Genomic DNA, 21,215 nt, shown 5'->3' on the forward strand with positions numbered 1-21,215 from the left:
GTGTCGATTCCCTCATTCCTGCTGAGGCGCGCGGGCGGCCTGCTGCTCGTGCTGCTGGTGACCTCGTTCGTGGTCTTCGGCATGATGTACCTCGCCCCGGGGAGCCCGCTGAGCTTCGTGCTCGGCCCCCGGGGCGGCACGGCCGAGCAGATCGCCCGGGTCACCGCGCAGTACCACCTCGACGACCCGTTCTTCGTGCGCTACTTCGCCTGGATCGGTGATGTCGTGCAGGGCAACCTCGGCGACTCGGTGGTCTACCGCCAGCCCGTCGCCGACCTCATCGGCGGTCGCATCGGCACGACGGTGGCGCTCATCGCGCTCGCCACCGTCATCATCGCGGTCGTCGGCATCGGCCTCGGTCTCTTCGCCTCGCTCAAGGGCGGCTGGGCCGACCAGGTCGTCACCACGCTCGCGACGCTCGGCCTCGCGACACCCGCGTTCGTCGTCGGCGTCGCACTGATCAGCGTATTCGCGGTGGGGCTCGGCTGGTTCCCGACGAACGGCAGCGGCAGTGGCGGCGTCGACACGCTGTACCACCTGCTGCTGCCGGCGGTCGCGCTGGCGGTGGCGAGCGCGGCGTACCAGGCGCGCATCACCCGCGCCTCGGTGCTCGAGGAGCAGGGCCGCGAGCACGTGCAGACGGCGACGGCCCGCGGTCTGCGCTCCGGCATCATCATTCGACGGCACATCCTGCGCAACGCTCTGATCCCGATCACCACCGTGCTCGGACTCACCGTCGCGACGCTCATCGCCGGCGCAGTGGTCATCGAGAATGTGTTCGCGCTCGACGGCCTCGGGTCGCTGCTCGTGCGGGCGATCCTGCAGCGCGACTTCGCGGTCGTGCAGGCCGTGATTCTCGTGCTCGTCGTCGCCTTCGTCGTCATCAACGCGATCGTCGACTTCCTCTACACGATCATCGATCCGCGCATTCAGTTGGGGAGCAAGCAATGACCGCGCCGCGCACCACCCAGATCGCGCTCCGTCGAGCGCGCACCGATGACCCGGGCCGCTTCACGCTCGCGGGTCGCAAGCTCGGGCCGAGCGGCATCACCGCCGCGATCGTGCTCGCCATCATCGTGCTCGCCGCACTGCTGGCACCGTGGATCGCCCCCTACGATCCGGATGCTCCCGACCTGTTCGCCGCGCTCAGCGGTCCGAGCGCACAGCACCTGCTCGGGGCCGATGCCCTCGGCCGCGACCTGCTCTCGAGGCTCATGTACGGTGCGCGCATCACGCTGCTCGGCCCGACCTTCGTCATTCTCATCGCGACCGTCATCGGCACCGCGCTCGCGCTCGTCGCCGCCTGGAACCGGGGCCGCGTCGACACCGCGATCTCGTGGGTGCTCGACGTGCTCTTCTCGGTGCCGGGCATCGTGTTCGCCCTCATCGCTGTCGCGATCTTCGGGCCGAACCTGCCGACCGTCATCGTCGGCCTCTCGATCGGCTACATCCCCTACGTCGCGCGCGTCGTGCGCGGCGCCGCACTGCGCGAACGGGGCATGCCGTACGTGCAGGCCGCGTGGCTGCAGGGGCAGTCGGGCGTGGGCATCAGCCTGCGCCAGGTCTTCCCGAACGTGCAGCCCATCGTGGTCGCCCAGGCGGTGTCGTCGCTCGGCTTCGCCGTGATCGACCTCGCCGCGGTGTCATTCCTGGGGCTCGGCGTGCAGCCGCCCACGGCCGACCTCGGGCTCATGGTGAAGAGCGGGTTCGATTCGCTGCTGCGCGGCCAACCCCTTGAGGCCATTGCCGCGGGTCTCGCCATCGTCGTCATCGTGTGGGCGATCACCGTGCTCGGTGACCGACTCGCCTCGAACGCAAGGAGCATCCGATGAGCGCACCGCTGCTCGAGGTCGAAGACCTCCACGCCAGCCTCGTCACGAAATACCGTCAGCTCGACCTGCTGAACGGGGTCAGTTTCACGCTCGACCGCGGCGAGGCGCTCGGGCTCGTGGGTGAGTCGGGATCGGGCAAGTCGCTCACCACCCGCGCGATCACCCGCATGCTCGCCGAGGGCTTCCGCACCTCCGGTGCCGTGCGCTTCGACGGGGAGTCGGTGCTCGACATGAAGCGCGAGCGGTTGCGCCGATACCGTGCGAGCGATGTGGGCATGATCTTCCAGGATCCCCGTGCGCACGTGAACCCCGTGCACACGGTGGGCGACTTCCTCACCGAGGCGCTCGTGCGCGACCGCGGCGTGAAGCTCGACGAGGCGAAGCGCCGTGCCGTGCAGCTGCTCGACGAGGTCGGGGTGCGGCATGCCGAGCGCCGACTCGCGCAGTACCCGCACGAGCTGTCGGGCGGCCTGCTGCAGCGCGTCATGATCGCGAGCGTGCTGCTCGCCGAACCGCAGCTGATCCTCGCCGACGAACCCACGACCGCCCTCGACGTGACGGCTCAGTCCGACGTCATGGCGATCCTCGACGAACAGCGCAAAGCGCGTGGGCTCTCGCTGCTGTTCATCACCCACGATCTCGAGCTCGCCAACGCCTGCTGCGATCGACTCGCGGTGATGTACGCGGGCGAGATCGTCGAGCAGGGTGCGCACGTCTACACCGACCCGCAGCACCCGTACACGGTGGAGCTGCTGGGTGCGCGGCCCAGCATCGACGAGCGGCTCGACCGCCTGCCGGTGCTCGAATACAACCTGGAGATCCACGAGGCACTGAAAGCGAAGGCCGACGCATGAGCGCACCCATCATCACCGTCAGCGACCTGCGCAAGGTCTTCCCGGCCCCGCGCGGCACGAAGGGCGAAGACGTGGTCGCCGTCGACGGCGTCTCGTTCGACCTGCTCGCCGACGAGTGCCTCGCGATCGTGGGGGAGTCGGGGTCGGGCAAGACCACCGTCGCCCGCATGATCGTCGGGCTCGAAACCGTCACGTCGGGCACCGTCACGGTCGACGGGCAGGATCGCACCGCCGCTCCCCGCAGCCTCGCCGCCCGCCGGGAGCGCGCTCGCGAGGTGCAATACGTATTCCAAGATCCGTACTCGTCGCTCAACGGGCGCCAGCGCATCGGCGACGTCATCATGTCGAACCTGCGGCTGCACGGGCGCGGGCGAGGCGGCACCATTAAACAGCGCGCCCAGGCGATCCTCGACTCGGTGGGCCTGCCGCAGCGCTTCTTCGACCGCTACCCGCGCGAGCTCTCGGGTGGGCAGCGGCAGCGCGTCGCCATTGCGCGCGCGCTCGCCGCAGACCCGAAAGTGATCGTGCTCGACGAGGCCGTGGCAGCGCTCGACGTCTCGATTCAGGCGCAGATTCTGAATCTGCTGGCCGACATCAAGGCCGAGCGTCAGGTGAGCTACCTGTTCATCTCGCACGACCTCGCCGTCGTCAATCAGATCTCTGATCGCATGGTCGTCATGGAGAACGGCGTCATCGTCGACCAGGGCGTGACCGCCGAGCTGCTGGCGCACCCGACCCACCCCTATACGCGCGCGCTGCGCGCCGCGGTGCCCGGGCCGGGGTGGAAGCCGACGCGTCGCGACCAGCTCGCCTCGTGAGTGCGGAGCGAGTGCCGAGCAGCGCCGTGCTCGGTGGCGCTGCGCGCAGCAGTGCCGAGCCGACCACGGCGGTGCGGGCCGCGCACGCCATCGTGCACGACGCGGACCGCCCGGGCGGGCCCGGGTTCGTGCTGGTGCGCGACGCGACCGTGCTCGTGCGGGGCGAGCACGTTGCCGCCGTCGCGTCGGGCGTCGCCGGGGCCGAACTGGCCGCCGGCGCCGACGAGGTGATCGACCTCGGCGAGAGCCTGCTCATGCCGGGTCTCATCGATCTCGAGGGGCTCGTCGACATCGACCACCTGTTACTCGATTCGTGGTGGAGCCCGGAGCACGAGGCCCGTCTCGAGTGGTCGGCGGCCTACGCCGAGGCCCCGCGCGAGGTGCTGTCGCCAGCCGATCGCAGCCTGCTGCGGCGGTACGGTTTGGTGCAGCTGATCCTGCACGGCATCACCACCGCGATGCCGATCTCGACCGAGATCCACGGCGCCTGGGCCGAAACGCACGACGATCTCCTTGATACCGCGCGCACCGCGAGTGCGCTCGGGCTGCGCACGTTTCTCGGCCCGTCGTATCGCTCGGGCGTGCACGTGACGCACCCCGACGGGTCGGCCGGCATCCGCTGGGACGAGGCGCGCGGGGCGGCCGCGTTCGCCGACGCCGTGCGCTTTCTCGACACCGTCGACGAGCTGCGCGATCCGCTCGTCACCGGCGTGTTCGTGCCCTGCCGCATCGAGACGGTGAGCGACGCACTCCTCGCCGAGACCGGGCGCATCGCCGCCGAACGGGGCGTGCTCGTGCGCGCCCACGCGACGCAGGGTCTCGACTCCGAGATTGGGGTGCTCGCGCGCGAACGCGGCACCACGCCGCTCGACCTGCTCGACGCCTCCGGGCTGCTGAACGAGCGGCTGATTCTTGCGCACGGGGTCTACCTCGACGTGCACCCCGATGTGCACGGCGAGGATCGCGGCGACCTCGCCCGGCTCGCCGCCGCGGGCGTTTCCATCGCGCACTGCCCGCTGACGAACGCGCGCTACGCCTTCTGGCTTGAGCAGCTCTCGCAGTACCTCGACGCCGGAGTGAACGTGGGCCTCGGCACCGACTCGTTTCCGCCCGACCTCGTGCGCGCCATCGACACCGGGGTGCAACTCGCGAAGGCGCAGTACGACGACCTCGGCCGGGGCATGCTCGCCGAGTACGTCGAGGCGGCGACGCTCGGAGGATCCCGCGCACTGCATCGCCCCGACCTCGGCCGCATCGCCCCCGGTGCCGCTGCCGACCTCGTCGCATTCGCGCTCGACGACGTGCGCATGGGGGCGGTCGACGACCCGATTCGCACCCTCGTGCTCGCCGGTACCGGGCGCGATGCGACCTTCAGTATGGTTGCCGGGCGAGTGGTGATGCGGGGCGGGCAGATTCCCGGGGTCGACCTCGCCGAGCTGCGACGCGAGGGGCAGCGGGTCTTCGAGCTGCTGCGCGCCGCCTACCCCGAGCGCGATGCGCTGGCCGGGGCGGCGGGGTCGAGCGAGGCCGAGCTGTTTCCGCCGGTGTTCCCGCTGGGGTGAGGAGTCCGCGCGCTGCGCATTGCGCGGACGCCCCGACTCAGTCGCGGTAGGGGAGCGTCGGCATCGTCTCGGTGTCGGCGCCCTCCAGCTGCAGAGCGAGCGGCCCGCCGTGGCGCTTGCGGCGCGCGACGTACACGATCACGCCGATCACCAGCCAGGCGCCGCCGAGTGCGTAGGTGAAGGGTGCGAGTGAGGTCCACAGCCACGCGATCGAGACGAAGCCAATCACTGGCATGATGAGGTGGCGCACGACGCCCCAGCCGCTGCGCAGTCGCATGTCGAAGAACAGCACCTTGATGGTCGCGAGGTTGACCATCGCGAAGGCCACCAGAGCGCCGAAATTGATCATGTAGACGGCCTGGTCGAGCGTGATGAAGAGCGCCACGAGTGCGACGAGCGAGACGAGTGTCGCGGCCACGTAGGGCGTGCGGAAGCGGCGGTGCAGTTTCGAGAGCGCGGGTGGCAAAATGCCGTCGCGCCCCATCGCGAAGAGCACTCGGCTCACGCTCATCTGCGCCGCCGCGCCGCACAGCACGATGCCGACGACGTTGACGATGACGAATACGACCATGAGTACATCGCCGCCGGCGCGCTGCATCAGCTCAGTGCCTGCTGCGTCAAGGTTTTCGAGCTGTGTCCAGTCGGGGGCGATGAGGCTGCCGGCGATCGAGAATGCGAGGTAGCCGAGCCCGGCGAACAGGGTGGCGAGCACGATGCCCTTCGGCACGGTGCGGCGAGGATTGGTGGTCTCCTCGGCGAGCGTCGAGACGCCGTCGAAGCCGAGGAACGCGAAGGCGACGATCGCGGCAGCGGCGAGAATCGGCGCGATGCCGCCGGAGCCGATCGAGAGCGGCGTGGTGACCGAGTCGAGGGTGAGATCGGGGGCATTGAGCACGGCGAGCACGAGGAACGCGAGGATCACCAGGACCGACGCCGAGATGACGACCGTGTTCATGCGTTTGATCCAGTTCACGCCGACGATGCTGAGCGCCGCCACGATGGCGATGCAGATCAGAGTGCCGACCCACGACGGGATCGCGGTGAAGAGGCTGTTGAAGTAGAGGCCGAAGAGCAGGAAGTTGACCATCGGCAGGAAGAGGTAGTCGAGCAGCATCACCCAGCCGGTGAGAAAGCCCGTGACCGAGCCGAAACCGCGCGTGACGTAGGCGTAGGCGCCGCCAGTGATCGGCACGTGCGCAGCCATGCGCCCGTAGCTGTGTGCGGTGAAGAGCATGATGATGATCGCCGCGACGTAGGCCGCCGGCAGGTGCCCGTCGCTGAGCGCCGTTGCCGGGCCGTAGACCGACACCACCGAGAGCACGCCCATCGAGGTCAGGCCGTAGGCGATCAGTGCGGGGAGGCCGAGCTGGCGTTTCAGTGTGCGCGGGCGGTCGGATCCCGAGCCCGACGGGGCGTCGGGCGTCGAGGGGGCAGACGTGTTCGTTGCGGGTGCGGTCATGCGCAGACTCCTTTGCTCTGGTGAATGACCCAGGTCGGGCGCGAGCCCGATCAGCATGGATTGTATGCCAGAATCGCCGCAACTTCGAATCAGTGGGCGGGATTGTGGCGAATTGCGCGTGAGTGAATTACATTTGGAATACCAAGTCGGGCGCAACGCGGCGTCGCCTACACTGGCCGACGTGCCGCACGATGCGGCGGGAACCCCCGCGTCGCCGCTACGTGAGCGCAGAACGGATCGATCGAAATGACCACGAACCTCCCCGTTGCGACGGAGCCGAGCGCGACCCACGGCGATCGCGTCTACGCCTGGGTGCGTGATCGCATCATCGACGGTCGCATGCCCACCGGAAGCCGGGTGCGCGAGCGTGAGGTCGCCGAAGAGCTGGGCGTTTCGCGCATTCCCATTCGCGAGGCGCTGCCGAGGCTCGAAGCCGAGGGGTACATTCGCACGCTGCCGCGGCGCGGCGCCATCGTGGCTCCGATGGAACTCGCCGATATCGAGGAGCTGTTCGACGTGCGGGCCTCGCTCGAAGTGCTCGCCGCGCGCTTGGCCGCGACGCGATGCGCTGCTGGGGAATCGGGCGACTCGTTGATCGCGGCGCTCGATGCCGCAGAGCGCGCGGTCGACGCCTCGCGGGGCGGGGCGATCGCCGATGCGACCTCTGATTTTCATGACGTCGTCGTCGATCTGGCGGGCAATCGCTTGCTGCAAGACCTCATGCTGCCGGTGCGGGGCCGGGTGAAGCGACTTTTCCACATTGCGAGCGAGCGGAACGACCGCGATGTGCACCGCGAGCACCGCGATCTCTGCGATGCCATCGTGCGCGGGCAGGTCGAGCGCGCGGCCGCGTTGGCGCTCGCGCACGTGGAACACAGTCGGGCGGAGACCGTGCCGGTGATCCGCGGCGAGGTCGCCGCAGCCCGGTAAACGCATTGCGCCCGACAGTAGGCTGACCGCATGAGCAGCGACTACCGCCACATCGTCCGCAAGTGGGTCAAGCCCGAAGACCTCAACCAGCACGGCGCCCTGTTCGGTGGCCGTCTGCTGCACTGGGTCGATGAGGAGGCGGCGATCGTGGCCGTCACGCAGCTCGGCACCATCGATGTCGTGACGCGGCATATGTCGGCGATCGATTTCTCGGCGCGGGCCGATCGCGGCGATCTGCTCGAGCTCGAGTACCGCATCGAAGCGTTCGGGCGCACCTCGATCACGCTGAGCTGCCGCGTCGAGAATGCGGTGACGGGTGCCGAGATTCTGACGCTTGAGCGCATCGTGTTCGTGGCGGTCGACGCCGATGGGGCTCCCGTCGCGCACGGTCGCACGGCCGCGACGCCGGGCACCGAGCGCCTGCGCGACTGACGCGCGGCGCGGCGGTGCGTCGCCCTATTCGGCCGGCTTCAGGTCGTAGGTCACCCAAGCGGTCTGATCGGTGACGCGGTCGTAGAGGCGACGCGCGGTCTCGTTACTCTCCGCCGTGATCCAGCGCACCAGCGTGGCGCCCTCGTCGCGTGCGATCTCGGCAAGCCGGTGCAGGATCGCCGTGCCCGCGCCCGTTCCGCGGGCTTCGGCGGCGGTGAAGAGGTCGTCGAGGTAGAGCCCTGTACCGCCGTCGATCGGCCGCGCGAAGGTGCGGTAGTGGCCGATGCCGATCGGGGTGCCGTCGAGCTCGGCCACGAGGCCGCGGGTCTCATGCGTCGCGTCGTGCAGCCACTGCCACACGCGATCGTAGATGGCGTCGTCGTGCGGCTTGCCGTAGAAGTCGCGGTAGCCGCGGTAGAGGTTCTGCCAGGCGTCGCGGTCGCCGGGGGCGATATCGCGCACGATCACGGCGGTCATGCGAGGCGCTCCGTTTCGACGAAGACGATGTCGGAGTCGGATCCGCGGTTCTCGACGCGGTGCACCGCGCCGGCCGGCCGGGTGTAGCTCACGCCGAACTCGAGATCGGCCTGGATCTCGCTGCCGTCGGCGTTGACAACGTGCATGGTGCCGGTGACGAGCGGCACCACGACGTATGGGAAGTCGTGCCGGTGCTCGGGAATCGCGCCACCGGGCGCGATGGTCCAGCGGGTGACGCGGAACAGTTCGGTCTCAAGCTGTACGTCGCCCCGCGAGCCGGAGGCGTCGGTCGCGTTGGTCTCGGAGTCTGCGGGCTGCGGCGATTCGGTCATCGGTTCCCCTTCGGTGTGGCGCGCCTGGGCGGGTCGGCGCTGAGTCCCCTCGCCAGCCTACGCCCGCCCACCGACACCGAACGTTTGCTCGTGGGCCCGCACCCGCTCTCGTGTATTTCCTGAGAATCCGCCATGATAAGAGCAGGCGCGCATCGGCGCTGCCGCACGCACCTGAACAAGGAGTCGACATGGCGTCATCCGCACCCACAACCCCCGAGGCCGCGGCAAGCAGCAACGCGCTCCGCACCGCACTTGGCATCGGCGGCCTCATCGCGATCGTGCTCGGTCTGCTGATCGTTTTCTTCCCGGGTGCATCGGGCGCCGTGACCACCCAGATCATCGCCGCGCTCACCGCGGCGTACGCCCTTGTGGTCGGCGTCGTCTACGTCGGCTCGGCGCTCTTCGGGCGCACGGTTGGCGGTTGGGCGCGCACGGGGCACATCGTGCTCGGCCTGCTCTACGTCATCGGCGGGTTCGTCATGCTCGCGAACCTCAAAGCCACCGGCGCACTGCTCGCGCTCTTCCTGACCATCACCATCGGTGTGCTCTGGATCTTCGAGGCCGTGCTCGCGTTCAGCACGCTGAGCCAGGCGAAGAGCAAGGTGTGGGGCATCATCCACGGCGTCATCGGGCTGCTCGCCGGCCTCACCCTGATCTTCTCGCCCCTGCTCGGCGCGGTCACTCTGTGGCTGCTGCTCGGCATCTCGATGATCATCCTCGGCGTCGCGCAGGCCGTGCGTGCGTTCGGCATGAAGTCTGCGGAATAGCGTTCATCGGGGAGCGGGCGGCGGGCGTGCAGGCGCTAGCGGCAGGAGATTTTGGGCCCTAAAATCACTTTTGTGAGTGATGACATAGGGATCCTGATCTTTCTCGCCGTCGGTGTGCTGGTGCTCGCCGCCATCGTCTTCTTCGGAGTTCGCAGTTCTGCGAAGAAGAAGCGTGCCGACCGCCCCACGTGGCAGGTGAGCACGCAGTGGATCGTCGGGCAGCCGGTGATCGTGAGCAGCGATATCGAGCTTGCGGATCGGCGGCAGGAAGAGCTTTTCCGGCAGACGTATGACATCGGCGGCATCGTCGCGGGGGTGCTCGTGCCGGGCCCCGACGGCACGCCTACTCCAACCGATCTGCGGGTGTCTCGGGTCTCGCGCAGCCTGCGCGCCGGATGGCCGCAGGCGAAGCTGGGCCTCGCCGTCTACTTCGAGCCCTGGGAGCAGGCGGAGTTCCCCGCGAGCTACCCGATCTCGGGTTCGGCGAAGTCGGTGCGTCTGGAGCTCGACGCGAACGGAGTCACCGCCAGCGATGCGGCATCCGCGATGACCTGGGCGGCGCCATGGTCATCGATCCGGGTGTCAAACGGTAACGACATCATTCTCGCCGACGGCGAGAACCGTCGCGTGCAGTTTTCGGTGCCGGCGGAGCACGCCGAGCTCGAAGAGGTCCTCACGAAGTACGCCACCATGCAGCAGATGCACTTCTAGGCGTTGAGGAGCATCGCGCGCTCTAACGCATGCTCTCCAGCATCTCGGCGGTGATCTCGCCCTCGCCCGAGGCGAGCATCACGTATTTGCGCAGCATCACGAGCGCGGCCGACGCCTTGTCGAATTCGGCGGCGACGAACCGGTCGGTGCCGATGAGTGCGAGGGCAGCTCGAGCGGGCATCACTGCACCGCGCACCTCGTCGGCGCGCGAGCTCGGCGCGAGGGCGCGCAGCTCGGCCATCGACGTGAAGATGGGTAGCACGGGCTTTCCGGTGGTCGACCGGATGGTGCGCACCCGGTGCCCCTTCTTCTTTGTCGCCGCGCCGGTGACGTCGACGATGAGGTAGCCCTCGCGAAGCGCGTTCAGGAACGCGGCGAGGTGCGTGTAGTCAGGGGTCGCCTGCAGTGCGTCGAGTGCGGCGCGGGCCGCCTCGTTCACGTAGTCGGCGTGCACGTCTTCAGGGATCGGCGGCTGCTCCGTCATGCTCCCAGACTACGCGGCCGCCGCGCCCCGACCGCGCGTGTGCCCCGAACCACCGGGCTGATCCACATCCTCGTCCTCTTCACCGATGCCCCGCGCCGCGAGCGCCTCGCCGGTGAGCTGTGCCTGGGCGACGGTGCGGATCACCAGCGGCACGACGCGGGCGCGCGGGCTGCGTTCGAGCCCTCGGGCCCGTGCGGCGTCACGGGTCTCGCGTGAGATGCCGATGACATTCGGAATCGCGCGGATGACGAGTGAGAACGCGAGCGCGACGCGCTCGGGCTTGACGCCGAAGCGGTGCAGTGGCCCGATCGCCCAGGTCACGGTGTCGGTCATGTCTTCGATCGCGGTGCTCGCGGTGACGGCGCTGGCGGCGAGGATCAGCGCGAAGAGGCTGCCGACCACCACGTATCCGCGCACTGCGCCGGCGGCCCAGGCCTCGCCACCGGGGAATGCTGCCCCGGCCGCGCCGATGCCGCCCACCGCGGCAAACGCGTCACTCGCGGCGGTGAAGATAAAGAGCAGCACCGCAACGATGGCGAAGCCGCGGGCGACCCGGCCGAAGTCGCGACCGCGCATGCCCGAGAGGATGGCGAGCGCGATCGCGATCCCGAGCCACAGTGTGGTCGTCCAGAACACGGCGACGCCCGTGCCGCGCAGGGCCATGACGACGATTGCGAAGAGGAACAGCCCGAGCAGCTTCGCCCCCGGTCGCACCGCGTGCAGCGGGCCGCGGCGGGTGATGTAGCTGCCGAGCGGAGACGCCTCACTCACCGAAGTGCTCGCTCTCGGTAGTGCGCGATCGCCTCGGCGGGTGGGCCGTCGAACACGACGCGAGCGTCGTCGACCACGAGCGTGCGGCCGGCGCGCGCGGCGAGGTCGAGGTCGTGCGTGACGACGAGCAGTTGCTGCGGCAGCGACATCAGCAGATCGCCGATGGTGCGGGCGTTGCGCAGGTCGAGCAGGGTGGTCGGTTCGTCGGCGACCAGGATCGCCGGGTCGCCCGCGAGCACCGACGCGATGGCGAGCAACTGCTTCTGCCCGCCCGAGAGCGTGTGCACGCTCTGGTCGGCGCGCTCGGCCAGCCCGAAGCGCTCGAGCACGGCGAGGGCCGCCGCGTGACGCTCGCGCTTGTCGGGGTGGCTGCGGCGCAGCGAGAGCGAGACGTCTTCGACGACCGTCGGCATGATGAGCTGCGCCGATGGGTCGGTGAAGACGAACCCCACTGCGCGGCGCACTGCGGCTCCGTCGCGGCGGGTATCGAGCAGGGTGCCGTTCGTTGCACCCGCGTCGGCGCCAATGCCCGAGTCAGAGACGGCGCCGATGTGCACCGACCCCGAACTCGGCGCGATCAGACCGTTCACGAGCCGGGCGAGCGTCGACTTGCCCGAGCCGTTGCCGCCGATCACCGAGATGCGGTGCTCGGCGAGCGTCAGCGAGGTGGGCTGCAGAATCGTCCGATCGCCGTCGGGGCCTGGGGCGACCACGGTGGCGGAGCGGAGTTCGATCACGCGGAGATCCTACTCGGGTGCGGGTGCGGGTGCGGGGCGGTGCCGACGTGCGCTCAACGGGTGCGGGTCGGCAGCAGTGCGGGGAAGGCGCGGTGCACGGCAGTCGCGACGAGCGCCATGAGGATGTTCTTCACAATGTCGCCCGGAATGAACGCGAGGTCGAAGAGGAAGGCGTCGCCGACGCTCATGCCGCCGCGCCACGCGAGGCCGAGTGCGCCGAGCGGGTGAATGAAGATGAGGCTGCTGGCAAAGCCGGCGACGAAGATGAGCGGGATGCTCGCCGCGATCTTGCGGCGGGGCAGGCGTTCAACGATGAAGCCGGTGAGCAGCGCGGCGAGCGGGAACGCGACGAGGTAGCCGACCGTGGGCCCGGCGAACGGTGCAAGGCCGGCCGATCCGCCGGAGAACACCGGCAGGCCGATCGCGCCGACGGCGAGGTACAGCAGCACGGCCAAGAATCCGCGTCGCGCCCCGAGCACGGCGCCCGAGAGCATCACGGCGAAGGTCTGCAGCGTGATGGGTACGAGGCCGCCGATGCTGATGGCGGGAAGCAGTGCGCAGGCGGCGATCAGGGCGGCGAACGCGGCGATGAGCGCAAGATCGGTGGCGACGCGATTGCGGCGCGGGGCGGCGGCGGTCTCGAGCGCGGGGGTGGCGTCGGTGGTCATGGGGGCTCCTCGGTGAGTCGGGCGCTGCGGCGGGGTAATGCCCCGGCCCGGCAGGCCAACCTGAACAGTGTTCTGGTGAACGGTGTTCAGGTTAGCGCTAGGCTGGGGAAATGCGCAACACGCTCGCCGATGTCGTCTCCACGGCGTTGGAGGTACTCGACGATCAGGGGCTCGAGGGCTGCTCGATGCGCCGGGTCGCCGCGGCGCTCGACGTGCAGCCCAGCGCGCTCTACCACCACGTGCCCAATAAGCAGAGCCTGCTTGCGCTCATGGCCGATGAGATCGCCGGCGGGGTGCTGCAGGTCGAAGCGGGCGCGGTGCTCACACGCGACGGTGCTCCGGTCGGGCCGGCCGACCGCGCGCGCTTCATCTGTCTCGCCCTCCGCGGCGCCATGCTCGACATTCGTGACGGTGCCGACGTGGTCGCGACGGCGGCGGCGTTTCGACTCGGCGATTCGGCGGTGGAGGATCGCCTGGCCGAGCTCATCGGAGCCGACGGCGCGCGCACCATCCTGCTCTTCACCTTCGGCCACACGCAGTCCACGCAGACGCACCGGCAGGCCGCAGCGTTGGGCGCCCTCGGGTCGCTGGTCGGCCGGGCCGACGCCGGAGCCGCTCACGGTGCCGGCTCGGATCGGGGCGCGGGCGATGACGCGGCGGCGGATCCCGCACTCGACCTCGATGCCTCGTTCGAGCGCGGGCTCGACATCATTCTCGCGGGGCTCGAGCGCTAGTCTGCTGAGATGGAACCGCGCGATCTGACCTACGAGCACGGGCCGGTCGAGATGGCCTACACCGAGACCGCGGGCCCGACCGATGCGGGCGATCGCGTCTACGTGCTGATCCACGGCATCGGCATGGGGCGCGTCGTGTACGCCGGGGTCGGCGAAGAGCTCTCGGGCAATGGTCGCGTGCTCGCGGTCGACCTGCCGGGCTTCGGTGATTCACCGGAGCCCGGATCCGCCGCAACGCTGGAGCAGACCGCCGAGGTGATCGCCCAGTTCATCCGCGACCGCGTGCCCGACACCGCCGTGCTCGTCGGGCACTCGATGGGCACGCAGATCGTCGCCGAGGTCGCCCACCGGTACCCCGAGCTCGTCGAGGCGCTCGTACTCATCGCGCCCACGGTGAATCGCCACGAGCGCACGGCGATCCGGCAGGGCATGCGCATGGTGCAAGACCTCTGGGGCGAAACCCCGAAGGTGCTGCTGCTCGGGCTCTGGCAGTACGCGAAGACCAGCCCGATCTGGTTTCTCAACAAGCTGCGATTCATGCTCGGGCATCGTATCGAGGCGATCTGCCCGACGATCACGACGCCGACCCTCGTGCTCACCGGTGAAGATGATCGCGTCTGCCCGCCCGACTGGGTGCGCGAGGTCGCCGACGCGCTGCCCGACGGCGTCATGGAGTTGATTCCGGATCGCGGCCATGAAGCCATCATTCGCAGCCCGGAGCCGGTCGCGTCGATGATCCTCGATTTCGCGCAGCGTCGCTCGACGGGTTTTGGAAATGCTACGAACTCGTTAGCGTAGGGGCAACCGGGCGCACTTCTGCTCGCGCCCGGCGCGAAGGAGGGCGACGATGCGCAAGAACCTCAAGATACTGATGTGGAGTGGCCTCGGGCTGGTCGTTGTTTCGTTTCTCACGCAATACGCCCAGCTGATCCCGCAGCCCACCGTGGGCGCGAACGACCTCTACTGGGCGTTCATGGGGTCGCTGAATCTCGTGTCGTATGCCGGCAACATGATCGGCGCGATCCTCTTCGCCGGAGCGCTGCTGATTCACGTCGGCCTCGATCGACGGGGTGCCGACCCGGTGCGTGGTGCGCAGCGAGCCGACGCCGACCTGCCCGAACCCGAAGCGGGAGGGATTGCGTGACGCGATCCTTCACGATCGAAACCTTTGCGGCGGTGCCGCCCGAAGACCTCTTCGCGATCTCTCTCGACATCGATCAGCACGTCGCCTCGATGGCGCAGTCGCAGGAGCGGGCCGTGGGCGGCGTCACGGCGGGGCCCATTGGCCTCGGCGAAACCGTGACGTGGCGGGCCCGGCACTTCGGCATCTGGTTCACCCTGACCTCGCGCATCACCGCGCTCGACGCACCGCGGCGCTTCGTCGACGAACAGGTTCGCGGGCCGTTTCGCATCTTTCACCATGAGCACGTGTTCGTCGCCGAGGGCACGGGCACCCGCATGACCGACACCATCACGCTTGCATCCCCCATCTTCGGGGCGATCGTCGAACCGCTGATTCTCGTGCCCTACCTGCGGCGCCTCATCGCGCAGCGCAACCGGGCGCTGGTCGCCGCGTTCGGGTGAATGGTTCGTGCGCTGCTTGTTGATGCCGCGCTGTCTCGCGATCGCGCCGCCTCGAGCACTCGAGAACCGGAGTACCCTGGGCACAGTGAGTGAGCAGGAGAAATCGGTAACGCGGGCGACCATCGTGTGGGTGGTCGCCGGAATTGTGGTCTGCGGCGGCATCGGCGCCGTGCTGGGCGGCCTGATCGGGCTGATCGGGCTCGGAGCCGGCAGCGGGCTCGCGATCGGTGCGGTTGCCGGGTTTCTGATCGGCATGCCCTCGGGCGACGGCAAGTAGCTCGTGCATCCGCGATCGTCACTGCCACACTGAGTGCATGAGTCAGTATCGTGCGGTGCGCGCCTTGCGCACGACGGTCGTTGCCGGTGCAGCGGCCCTGTGTCTCGTCGGGCTGTCGGCGTGCAGTGCGGCGCCCGAGAGCGGTACCGTGACGATCGCGTACTGGGGTACGGACGGTGCGACAGATGACCCCGCGTCGATGCACTTCACGATCTCGGTGGCGGGTGCAGGGGCGGTGTCTGAGGGCATTGTTGAGCGCGACTCTTCCGTGGGGCTCTCTGAGATTCCCTTCGGGTCGCTGACCATCGACATCGCGGAGGCCTGCCAAGTGCAGACCGAGTTGTTCGACGCGCTCAACCCTTCGGCGACGCTCACGGTCAACGGCGATGAGTGCACGTTCGGCGACGAGTCGCGGCCCGGGGTGTGAGTCGGGGTGCGAGCCGGGCCCCTCGCCAGCTCTGCTCCCGCAGGAGAAATTCGTTCATGCGGAGCTTTCGTCGTCGATCGATTCGCGTGAGCGAAGAACTCCGCCGCGACGGGTGGCGGGTCACCGGGCCGCACCACGCCAGCAACGTCGGTGGTGGGATTTACGCTGCTGCACGTGGCAGAGCGATCAAACCTGATCCAGGTGGCGAGTGACGAGTGGATCGTCATGCGCGAGTTCGCGCAGTACCCGAAAGCGGTGATTCGCGGCATTCGAGACACTGCGGGGGAGGCGCGGTACGTGCTGCTCGCCTGGCATCCGGTGCGACATCAACAGCGCATGGTGGGCATTTTCGCGACGCGCACCGAGGCGGAGCGGGCGGTGCCGTGGCCGTCGCGCTCGCCGAAGGTGCCGGGCCGAGCTGACGCGCCGCTGCAGCCTGGTGCGGCCGCAGCGCAGGGGTCGGCGCGGGGTTCGGCGCAGGCAGGGGGGTCTCAGCGGTCAGGGGGGTCGCCGCGAGCGCAGAGCACTCAGCGCGCGCAGCCGCCCACGCCGCAGTATCCGCCGCAGAACTACGGCGCGGCAGCGGCCGGTCGGTGACATGTGTGCATGGCATGCTCGCGTGGGGCTGTCAATGCGGTGCCTATTCGGAACGAAAGATGCAAGGCTGCTTCCGGCCGCTCCCCGAGGAGTCCTGTTTCCCCAAATGTGGCCCCGGGGAGCGGCTCTCGACGCGCGACGCTGCCGACTGAACGAACTTCGCGCACCGATGGGCGCGTCGCAAAAAGTCAGCGTACACTCGAACATATGTTCGAATCAGTTATCGGGCCGAAGCTGCCCGTTCGCGATGACACCGTGGTCGTCTGGATGGCGAATGGGGTGCCGGCGCGGTTCGTCTTCGAGCGGGCGCGGTGGCGCATCGAGGGGTCGCCGCGACCGATCATCGAGGTGCCCGAGAGTCATGCGCACCCCTTGATTACGCATGCGCCCGAGCGCCTGACGGGTTGGCGTTGCACCGCACGCCGAGATGGTGGTGCGGAGGTTGCCGAACTCGCGCTGCGTCGCGCGGGGTCTCGGTGGATCGCCGAGCGACTTTAAGCGTCAATCTACTTCGCTGAGCGCAGGTTGCCGGGGTGCTTGTCACCCTCGGCATCGGCCGCGGCGAGCGTGCCATCTTCTTTCATGACGATGAGGCCTGTTGTTGATTCGGCCGACTTGCCGAGAACGAGCAGCCAGTCCTTGTTGATCTCGGGCACGCGACTGCCCATGAACTTGAATGTCATGGGGATGTCGGGGGAGATCCAGATCGCCGTGCGTCCGTCGCCGCCGTTCACGCTGTCTTTCCATGACATGAGAAATGATTCGCCGCGCATGAGTTTCTGCACGATCACGATCTGTAGGTGTGCGAGCGTGCGGTCCTCGAAGTGGGTGACGAGGCCGTCGTAGCGCAGTGATCCCATGTGTGTCCCAGTTCTTCTGAAGGGCTGCTGTAGTTGCAGTTGCGTGGTGACTATCATGCCACGTTCAGAAGGTATGACAGTTTTTGTGTAAAGTATGGAATCATGGAGCCGTTGGCCTGAATGTGGCGGACGAGAAGGAGGGTTCCATGGACGCAGGTGCGTACGCAGGTGGCCTCGATACGTGGTCGCAGGTGGAAGACGACTTCTTTGTCGGCAGCCGCGACGGCGAGTTTCTCGGGTTCGTGGATCGCATCGGCGCTGAACGATACCTCGCCTGCGATCAGTACTCACGTGAGATCGGCAGCTTCTCGACACTGTCGGCTGCGATCACCGCGCTCGAAGCGTCCCGATCACTCCCTGGCGCACCCGGAAAGGCGGCATAACCCATGACACACTCACCGGTGCAGACGATCGGGTCTGCGGCCTTGCACTCGCTCGTGTACTCGAGCCGCTCGACGAGCGCATTTACTGAAGCTCAGCTTCCCGACCTGCTGGTTCGTGCGCGCGCACACAATGCTGCGGCAGGAGTGACCGGCATGCTGCTGTATCGGCAGGGACGATTCATCCAGTTCTTGGAGGGGGCGGATCGCGATGTGCATGCCCTGTTCACGGCGATCCACGCGGACCCGCGTCACGAGTCCGTTCGCGTGCTGCTCGACGAGCCGATCGAGCAGCGGCAGTTCCAGGACTGGACGATGGGGTACGAGCCGTCAGCGGAGTCTGCGGCGCCCGCACCTGCTGGGTTTCGTGACACGTTCGACGACCTGGAGTCGGCCCCGGATCACTTCGTTACGAGTCGCGCTGCACGCGAGCTCACCCTGTGGTTCCGGGTGCGCTCGGCGCGGGGGCGGCTGACGGCGGCGTAGAGGTCATGAAACGACGGTGGCTGCACCCGATCGGATGCAGCCACCTGAGTTGTTGAATTATTGAACGGCCACGAAGGCCTTGTCGCCGATGACATTCGGCGTCACTGCGAGCACGCCCTGTGCGGCAGTATCTGCGGGAACGGCAAACGCAATGTTGCCGGTGGCTGAAGCGCCTGCGTAGAGCGTCGACGCGAAGTCGAACGGTTCGGGTGCGAGCACGACGCTTTCGTACGTCTCGATGGTGTTTCCGTCTGCGGTGACGTAGGCGACGGAAATCAGCGGCATTGAACCGTTTGCGTCATCGCCGGTGTAAGTGGCCGTGACGTTAGCGAGGATGTAGACGCTGCCCTCAGGCGCTGCCTGATTAAAGGGGTTTTCGGCGGTGATGGCATCGGTGGCATTGAGGTTGACCGAGTTGACGGTGACTGACCAATCGCCCTGATTGATGACGGTGCCGATCGGCAGCGGGGCCTCGCGGGTGCCCGTGGTCGAAGCTGCGTCGGAAGCGCTCTCCTCGACTGCGGGAGCCGCGTCATCGGTGGAGCCTTCCGGTGTCGTGATGGTCGTGTCGCCGCCGCTGAATGCTTCGTCGAAGGAAGTCGCGACGACGCTGACGAATACGATGACGCCGACCAGAGTGCCGACGACCGAAAGGATGAGGGCGGTGATACCGAAGCCCTTCCCCTTGCCCTTCAAGAAGAGGGAGACGAGGGAGAGAATGAAAGCGATGGGGAGCAACACCCAGCCCAGGATCAATGCGCCCGGGATGCACGCGAAAACAAACCCGACAACCGCCACCACGAAGGCGACAAGACCGAGGACGTTCTTCTCTTTCTTCACCGGGGCGGGGGCCGCGTACTGCGGGGTCGGCGCGGCCGGCGGCACGGGGGCGAACTGCTGATCTTCATTCAGTTGTGTCATAGCTGAATGATGCCCTGCGAAAAGGCTGAAAACTTACGTGGGAGTCCAAAATCACCCTCAGTTTCATCTTGAGCGTGAACAACGTCACGAAATGGCGGCGAACCGCCTTAGAACAGCGTGTTCTGATCCTCCATGCCGCGCATCGCGTCGTAGTCGAGCACGAGGCAGCGAATGCCGCGATCCTCGGCGAGGGTGCGCGCCTGCGGCTTGATCTCTTGCGCGGCGAAGACGCCCGTGACGGGTGCGAGCTTCGGGTCGCGGTTCATGAGTTCGAGGTAGCGGGTGAGCTGTTCGACGCCATCGATGCCGCCGCGGCGCTTGATTTCGATGGCCACTGATCCACCATTCTCGTCTTTCGCGAGAATGTCGACCGGGCCGATCGCGGTCATGTATTCGCGGCGCACGAGGGTGTGGCCCTCGCCGGCGAGTTCGATCTGGTCGGCGAGCAGCTCTTGCAGGTGGGCCTCGACGCCGTCTTTGATGAGGCCCGGGTCGATGCCGAGATCGTGCGAGCTGTCGTGGAAGATTTCGAAGAGCGAGACGATGAGGCGATCCGCAGTCTTCTTGTGCGTGACCTCCCACGCTTCGACAATGCCCGCGCTCGTCTGATCGTCGTCGAGTTCGAGCGGTGCGAGCGTGCACGGAGGGCTCATCCAGTTGAGCGGCTTATAAGAGCCGCCGTCGGAGTGCACCAAGATGCTGCCGTCGTTCTTGAGCATGAGCACGCGCTTTGCACGCGGCAGGTGCGCCGACAGGCGCCCCGCATAGTCAACGGAGCAGTCTGCAACAACGATTCGCACCCGCAGAAGTTTACCGGCTCACGGCGTTCGCGACGACTCTCGCATCGGAGCACGTTCGCGTGCCGCCCGAGCGAAGACGAACGCGAAGAGCGCGAAGAACGCCAGCGGCCAGAAGGCGCGCAGCAGGCCGACGTGTTCGCCGAAGAAACCGATCGACATGGGGCCGAGCAGAAACGCGGTGTACGCGATGGCCGAGACCGCGGCGACGTCTCGCGTGGCGGTCGCAGGGTTGTCGGCGGCGGCCGAGATGCCGATCGGAAACCCGAAGGCGCACCCGACTCCCCACAGCACCGATCCGACGACGCTCGCCCAGGTCAGCGGCACCAGCGTCACCAGTGCGAGGCCGGCAAGCACGAGCACCGCACCGCCGCGCAGCACGGCGACCCGGCCGAAGCGCGTCAGCAGCGCCGACCCGGCCATGCGGGTCAGCGTCATCGACACGAAGAAGACGCCGAGCGTGAGCGCCGCGGCCTCATTCGTGAATCCGCGGCCGTCGACCAGCGCGAGCGGCAGCCAGTCGCTGGCGGTGCCCTCGGCGAGTGCCATCGACATCGCGATGAGGCCGACGACGACGATCCGCGGGTCGCGCCACGGGCTGTACGGTCGCCGCGCGACCGGCACGTTGCCGGTGGTGGTCGGAATCGGGATCGGGCCCGTGTGTACATTGCGCAGACTGTCGGCCTCGGGTTCGTCATGATTGCCCGGGGGCAGGTTGGGCAGCGTGAAAATGGCGGCGATCAGGATCAGCGCGTAGACCGTGCCGAGGTGCACCGGTACGGCGAGCTGCGACGACTCGGCCAACGCCGAAACGCCCATCGCACTCACGCTGCCCAGGCTGTAGGCGGCGTGCATCAGTGGCATGCGCGGTTTGCCGATCGCGCGTTCGGCCCCGGCTCCACTGACGTTCATTGCGACGTCGGAGGTGCCGAACATGAGCCCGTACACCACCAGGAACACGACGGCCGTGACGGGTGCGTCGAACCAGAACAGGGTCGCGGCGGTCGGCAGCGAGATGGCTTGACCGGTGATGCCGATCGCGAGGGCCTTGCGCGGGCCGAGCCATGACACGGTGCGGCCCGAGAACACGAGCCCGGTGAGCGAGCCGAGCGCGAGGGCGAGCCCGAACCAGCTCATCTCGAGTGTGCTCGCGCCGAGATGATCGCGCAGCGCGGGCAGCCGGCCGAGCCAGCTACCGAAACCGAATCCGAGCAGCGCGAAAATGATGATGACGCCGGTGTTCCACTGTGCCGCGAAGCGGGACGATGACGTGCGAGTCACGGGGCTCCTATGGACCGAATGCCTGAACGATGTGCTC

30 protein-coding genes are annotated in these 21,215 nt (G+C 67.9%); 19 read left to right on the forward strand and 11 right to left on the reverse strand.

The genetic code is table 11. The features are described from left to right. Genes CH42_RS13420 through CH42_RS13440 form a run of 5 tightly spaced genes read left to right on the forward strand, consistent with a single transcriptional unit; the run spans window position 1 to window position 5,066 of the window. Entirely contained in the window at window positions 1–951 is a 951-nt protein-coding gene (locus CH42_RS13420; protein ID WP_239684063.1) for an ABC transporter permease, read from the forward strand. Continuing rightward, entirely contained in the window at window positions 948–1,832 is an 885-nt protein-coding gene (locus CH42_RS13425; RefSeq protein WP_082309454.1) for an ABC transporter permease, read from the forward strand. Before CH42_RS13420 ends, CH42_RS13425 begins: the two co-directional genes overlap by 4 nt. Further along, entirely contained in the window at window positions 1,829–2,686 is an 858-nt protein-coding gene (locus CH42_RS13430; protein ID WP_239684064.1) for an ABC transporter ATP-binding protein, read from the forward strand. Before CH42_RS13425 ends, CH42_RS13430 begins: the two co-directional genes overlap by 4 nt. Continuing rightward, on the forward strand, window positions 2,683–3,504 hold the full coding sequence (locus tag CH42_RS13435) for an ATP-binding cassette domain-containing protein (RefSeq protein WP_053353712.1): 822 nt from the start codon (window positions 2,683–2,685) through the stop codon (window positions 3,502–3,504). The genes CH42_RS13430 and CH42_RS13435 overlap by 4 nt, the downstream gene beginning before the upstream one ends. Beyond that, window positions 3,501–5,066, forward strand: coding sequence for a chlorohydrolase family protein (locus CH42_RS13440; protein WP_239684065.1), 1,566 nt, complete (start codon window positions 3,501–3,503; stop codon window positions 5,064–5,066). Before CH42_RS13435 ends, CH42_RS13440 begins: the two co-directional genes overlap by 4 nt. 37 nt (window positions 5,067–5,103) lie before the next feature. Here CH42_RS13440 and CH42_RS13445 read toward each other — a convergent pair whose 3' ends face one another. Then, window positions 5,104–6,525 carry an APC family permease gene (locus CH42_RS13445; RefSeq protein WP_082309455.1) on the reverse strand — a complete coding sequence of 474 codons (1,422 nt, stop codon included), beginning with the start codon at window positions 6,523–6,525 and terminating at the stop codon, window positions 5,104–5,106. A gap of 246 nt (window positions 6,526–6,771) precedes the next feature. Here CH42_RS13445 and CH42_RS13450 point away from each other — a divergent pair, with 246 nt between their 5' ends. Together CH42_RS13450 and CH42_RS13455 are read left to right on the forward strand one after the other, a co-directional pair. After that, window positions 6,772–7,455 carry a GntR family transcriptional regulator gene (locus CH42_RS13450; RefSeq protein ID WP_053353713.1) on the forward strand — a complete coding sequence of 228 codons (684 nt, stop codon included), beginning with the start codon at window positions 6,772–6,774 and terminating at the stop codon, window positions 7,453–7,455. A gap of 30 nt (window positions 7,456–7,485) precedes the next feature. After that, window positions 7,486–7,887, forward strand: a complete 402-nt coding sequence (locus tag CH42_RS13455) for an acyl-CoA thioesterase (protein ID WP_053353714.1) — start codon at window positions 7,486–7,488, stop codon at window positions 7,885–7,887. Window positions 7,888–7,911: 24 nt separating this feature from the next. Here the strand turns inward: CH42_RS13455 and CH42_RS13460 are convergent, their stop codons facing one another. Continuing rightward, window positions 7,912–8,364 carry a GNAT family N-acetyltransferase gene (locus CH42_RS13460; protein ID WP_053353715.1) on the reverse strand — a complete coding sequence of 151 codons (453 nt, stop codon included), beginning with the start codon at window positions 8,362–8,364 and terminating at the stop codon, window positions 7,912–7,914. Continuing rightward, a complete protein-coding gene (locus CH42_RS13465) occupies window positions 8,361–8,696 on the reverse strand; it encodes a cupin domain-containing protein (RefSeq protein ID WP_053353716.1) in 336 nt (111 codons plus the stop codon). Before CH42_RS13465 ends, CH42_RS13460 begins: the two co-directional genes overlap by 4 nt. A 188-nt stretch (window positions 8,697–8,884) precedes the next feature. On the opposite strand from CH42_RS13465, the gene CH42_RS13470 reads away from it, so the two are divergent. Continuing rightward, window positions 8,885–9,463: an HdeD family acid-resistance protein gene (locus CH42_RS13470; protein WP_053353717.1), complete on the forward strand. Its 579-nt coding sequence runs from the start codon at window positions 8,885–8,887 to the stop codon at window positions 9,461–9,463. Between the two features lie 72 nt (window positions 9,464–9,535). Beyond that, window positions 9,536–10,174, forward strand: coding sequence for a hypothetical protein (locus tag CH42_RS13475; RefSeq protein WP_053353718.1), 639 nt, complete (start codon window positions 9,536–9,538; stop codon window positions 10,172–10,174). Between the two features lie 22 nt (window positions 10,175–10,196). On the opposite strand, the gene CH42_RS13480 is transcribed toward CH42_RS13475, so the two are convergent. From CH42_RS13480 to CH42_RS13495, 4 genes are read right to left on the reverse strand one after another with little or no spacing between them, the layout of a single operon-like run. Then, window positions 10,197–10,658, reverse strand: coding sequence for an SseB family protein (locus CH42_RS13480; RefSeq protein ID WP_053353719.1), 462 nt, complete (start codon window positions 10,656–10,658; stop codon window positions 10,197–10,199). 9 nt (window positions 10,659–10,667) lie between these two features. Continuing rightward, window positions 10,668–11,429, reverse strand: a complete 762-nt coding sequence (locus CH42_RS13485; protein ID WP_075205396.1) for an energy-coupling factor transporter transmembrane component T family protein — start codon at window positions 11,427–11,429, stop codon at window positions 10,668–10,670. Further along, window positions 11,426–12,166 (reverse strand): energy-coupling factor ABC transporter ATP-binding protein, encoded by a 741-nt coding sequence (locus CH42_RS13490; protein ID WP_053353720.1) that lies wholly within the window; start codon window positions 12,164–12,166, stop codon window positions 11,426–11,428. The genes CH42_RS13485 and CH42_RS13490 overlap by 4 nt, the downstream gene beginning before the upstream one ends. Before the next feature lie 53 nt (window positions 12,167–12,219). Then, entirely contained in the window at window positions 12,220–12,834 is a 615-nt protein-coding gene (locus CH42_RS13495; RefSeq protein ID WP_053353721.1) for a biotin transporter BioY, read from the reverse strand. Between the two features lie 110 nt (window positions 12,835–12,944). Between CH42_RS13495 and CH42_RS13500 the strand changes: the two genes are divergently transcribed. From CH42_RS13500 to CH42_RS13535, 8 genes are all read left to right on the forward strand, one after another. Beyond that, window positions 12,945–13,568: a TetR family transcriptional regulator gene (locus CH42_RS13500; protein WP_053353722.1), complete on the forward strand. Its 624-nt coding sequence runs from the start codon at window positions 12,945–12,947 to the stop codon at window positions 13,566–13,568. A 9-nt stretch (window positions 13,569–13,577) separates the two neighbouring features. Then, window positions 13,578–14,366, forward strand: coding sequence for an alpha/beta fold hydrolase (locus tag CH42_RS13505; RefSeq protein WP_053353723.1), 789 nt, complete (start codon window positions 13,578–13,580; stop codon window positions 14,364–14,366). 49 nt (window positions 14,367–14,415) lie between these two features. Further along, on the forward strand, window positions 14,416–14,712 hold the full coding sequence (locus tag CH42_RS13510; RefSeq protein ID WP_053353724.1) for a hypothetical protein: 297 nt from the start codon (window positions 14,416–14,418) through the stop codon (window positions 14,710–14,712). Further along, window positions 14,709–15,152 (forward strand): SRPBCC family protein, encoded by a 444-nt coding sequence (locus tag CH42_RS13515; protein WP_053353725.1) that lies wholly within the window; start codon window positions 14,709–14,711, stop codon window positions 15,150–15,152. The genes CH42_RS13510 and CH42_RS13515 overlap by 4 nt, the downstream gene beginning before the upstream one ends. Before the next feature lie 85 nt (window positions 15,153–15,237). Continuing rightward, window positions 15,238–15,429: a hypothetical protein gene (locus CH42_RS13520; RefSeq protein ID WP_053353726.1), complete on the forward strand. Its 192-nt coding sequence runs from the start codon at window positions 15,238–15,240 to the stop codon at window positions 15,427–15,429. 37 nt (window positions 15,430–15,466) lie between these two features. After that, window positions 15,467–15,856 (forward strand): hypothetical protein, encoded by a 390-nt coding sequence (locus CH42_RS13525; RefSeq protein ID WP_053353727.1) that lies wholly within the window; start codon window positions 15,467–15,469, stop codon window positions 15,854–15,856. Between the two features lie 174 nt (window positions 15,857–16,030). After that, a complete protein-coding gene (locus tag CH42_RS13530; protein ID WP_053353728.1) occupies window positions 16,031–16,453 on the forward strand; it encodes a hypothetical protein in 423 nt (140 codons plus the stop codon). A 207-nt stretch (window positions 16,454–16,660) separates the two neighbouring features. Next, entirely contained in the window at window positions 16,661–16,951 is a 291-nt protein-coding gene (locus tag CH42_RS13535) for a hypothetical protein (protein ID WP_053353729.1), read from the forward strand. Window positions 16,952–16,959: 8 nt separating this feature from the next. Here the strand turns inward: CH42_RS13535 and CH42_RS13540 are convergent, their stop codons facing one another. Further along, complete coding sequence (locus CH42_RS13540) at window positions 16,960–17,313, reverse strand: DUF7882 family protein (protein ID WP_053353730.1); 354 nt, start codon at window positions 17,311–17,313, stop codon at window positions 16,960–16,962. A gap of 146 nt (window positions 17,314–17,459) precedes the next feature. Here CH42_RS13540 and CH42_RS13545 point away from each other — a divergent pair, with 146 nt between their 5' ends. Both CH42_RS13545 and CH42_RS13550 read left to right on the forward strand, forming a co-directional pair. Beyond that, window positions 17,460–17,696 (forward strand): hypothetical protein, encoded by a 237-nt coding sequence (locus CH42_RS13545; RefSeq protein ID WP_053353731.1) that lies wholly within the window; start codon window positions 17,460–17,462, stop codon window positions 17,694–17,696. A gap of 3 nt (window positions 17,697–17,699) precedes the next feature. Continuing rightward, the gene (locus tag CH42_RS13550; RefSeq protein ID WP_053353732.1) at window positions 17,700–18,179 is read left to right on the forward strand and encodes a BLUF domain-containing protein; all 480 of its coding nucleotides are present in this window, start codon (window positions 17,700–17,702) and stop codon (window positions 18,177–18,179) included. A 57-nt stretch (window positions 18,180–18,236) separates the two neighbouring features. On the opposite strand, the gene CH42_RS13555 is transcribed toward CH42_RS13550, so the two are convergent. The 3 genes from CH42_RS13555 to CH42_RS13565 form a co-directional block, all read right to left on the reverse strand. Further along, a complete protein-coding gene (locus CH42_RS13555) occupies window positions 18,237–19,100 on the reverse strand; it encodes a DUF4352 domain-containing protein (protein WP_082309456.1) in 864 nt (287 codons plus the stop codon). A gap of 107 nt (window positions 19,101–19,207) precedes the next feature. After that, a complete protein-coding gene (nucS, locus tag CH42_RS13560) occupies window positions 19,208–19,900 on the reverse strand; it encodes an endonuclease NucS (protein ID WP_053353733.1) in 693 nt (230 codons plus the stop codon). Between the two features lie 18 nt (window positions 19,901–19,918). Next, a complete protein-coding gene (locus CH42_RS13565; protein WP_053353734.1) occupies window positions 19,919–21,178 on the reverse strand; it encodes an MFS transporter in 1,260 nt (419 codons plus the stop codon). Between the last annotated feature and the right edge of the window lie 37 nt (window positions 21,179–21,215).

It is taken from the genome of Leucobacter musarum subsp. musarum (genome assembly GCF_001273845.1).
In the GTDB taxonomy this organism is placed as follows: Bacteria; Actinomycetota; Actinomycetes; order Actinomycetales; family Microbacteriaceae; genus Leucobacter; species Leucobacter musarum.

What these genes read in the sequence shown, in the direction of transcription:
- CH42_RS13430 (WP_239684064.1), top strand. Translation starts at nt 1,829, where the DNA reads ATGAGCGCACCGCTGCTCGAGGTCGAAGACCTCCACGCCAGCCTCGTC.
- CH42_RS13555 (WP_082309456.1), bottom strand. Translation starts at nt 19,100, where the DNA reads ATGACACAACTGAATGAAGATCAGCAGTTCGCCCCCGTGCCGCCGGCC.
- CH42_RS13505 (WP_053353723.1), top strand. Translation starts at nt 13,578, where the DNA reads ATGGAACCGCGCGATCTGACCTACGAGCACGGGCCGGTCGAGATGGCC.
- CH42_RS13455 (WP_053353714.1), top strand. Translation starts at nt 7,486, where the DNA reads ATGAGCAGCGACTACCGCCACATCGTCCGCAAGTGGGTCAAGCCCGAA.
- CH42_RS13495 (WP_053353721.1), bottom strand. Translation starts at nt 12,834, where the DNA reads ATGACCACCGACGCCACCCCCGCGCTCGAGACCGCCGCCGCCCCGCGC.
- CH42_RS13540 (WP_053353730.1), bottom strand. Translation starts at nt 17,313, where the DNA reads ATGGGATCACTGCGCTACGACGGCCTCGTCACCCACTTCGAGGACCGC.
- CH42_RS13465 (WP_053353716.1), bottom strand. Translation starts at nt 8,696, where the DNA reads ATGACCGAATCGCCGCAGCCCGCAGACTCCGAGACCAACGCGACCGAC.
- CH42_RS13525 (WP_053353727.1), top strand. Translation starts at nt 15,467, where the DNA reads ATGAGTCAGTATCGTGCGGTGCGCGCCTTGCGCACGACGGTCGTTGCC.
- CH42_RS13460 (WP_053353715.1), bottom strand. Translation starts at nt 8,364, where the DNA reads ATGACCGCCGTGATCGTGCGCGATATCGCCCCCGGCGACCGCGACGCC.
- CH42_RS13510 (WP_053353724.1), top strand. Translation starts at nt 14,416, where the DNA reads ATGCGCAAGAACCTCAAGATACTGATGTGGAGTGGCCTCGGGCTGGTC.
- CH42_RS13445 (WP_082309455.1), bottom strand. Translation starts at nt 6,525, where the DNA reads ATGACCGCACCCGCAACGAACACGTCTGCCCCCTCGACGCCCGACGCC.
- CH42_RS13500 (WP_053353722.1), top strand. Translation starts at nt 12,945, where the DNA reads ATGCGCAACACGCTCGCCGATGTCGTCTCCACGGCGTTGGAGGTACTC.
- CH42_RS13450 (WP_053353713.1), top strand. Translation starts at nt 6,772, where the DNA reads ATGACCACGAACCTCCCCGTTGCGACGGAGCCGAGCGCGACCCACGGC.
- CH42_RS13435 (WP_053353712.1), top strand. Translation starts at nt 2,683, where the DNA reads ATGAGCGCACCCATCATCACCGTCAGCGACCTGCGCAAGGTCTTCCCG.
- CH42_RS13470 (WP_053353717.1), top strand. Translation starts at nt 8,885, where the DNA reads ATGGCGTCATCCGCACCCACAACCCCCGAGGCCGCGGCAAGCAGCAAC.
- CH42_RS13545 (WP_053353731.1), top strand. Translation starts at nt 17,460, where the DNA reads ATGGACGCAGGTGCGTACGCAGGTGGCCTCGATACGTGGTCGCAGGTG.
- CH42_RS13480 (WP_053353719.1), bottom strand. Translation starts at nt 10,658, where the DNA reads ATGACGGAGCAGCCGCCGATCCCTGAAGACGTGCACGCCGACTACGTG.
- CH42_RS13425 (WP_082309454.1), top strand. Translation starts at nt 948, where the DNA reads ATGACCGCGCCGCGCACCACCCAGATCGCGCTCCGTCGAGCGCGCACC.
- CH42_RS13535 (WP_053353729.1), top strand. Translation starts at nt 16,661, where the DNA reads ATGTTCGAATCAGTTATCGGGCCGAAGCTGCCCGTTCGCGATGACACC.
- CH42_RS13550 (WP_053353732.1), top strand. Translation starts at nt 17,700, where the DNA reads ATGACACACTCACCGGTGCAGACGATCGGGTCTGCGGCCTTGCACTCG.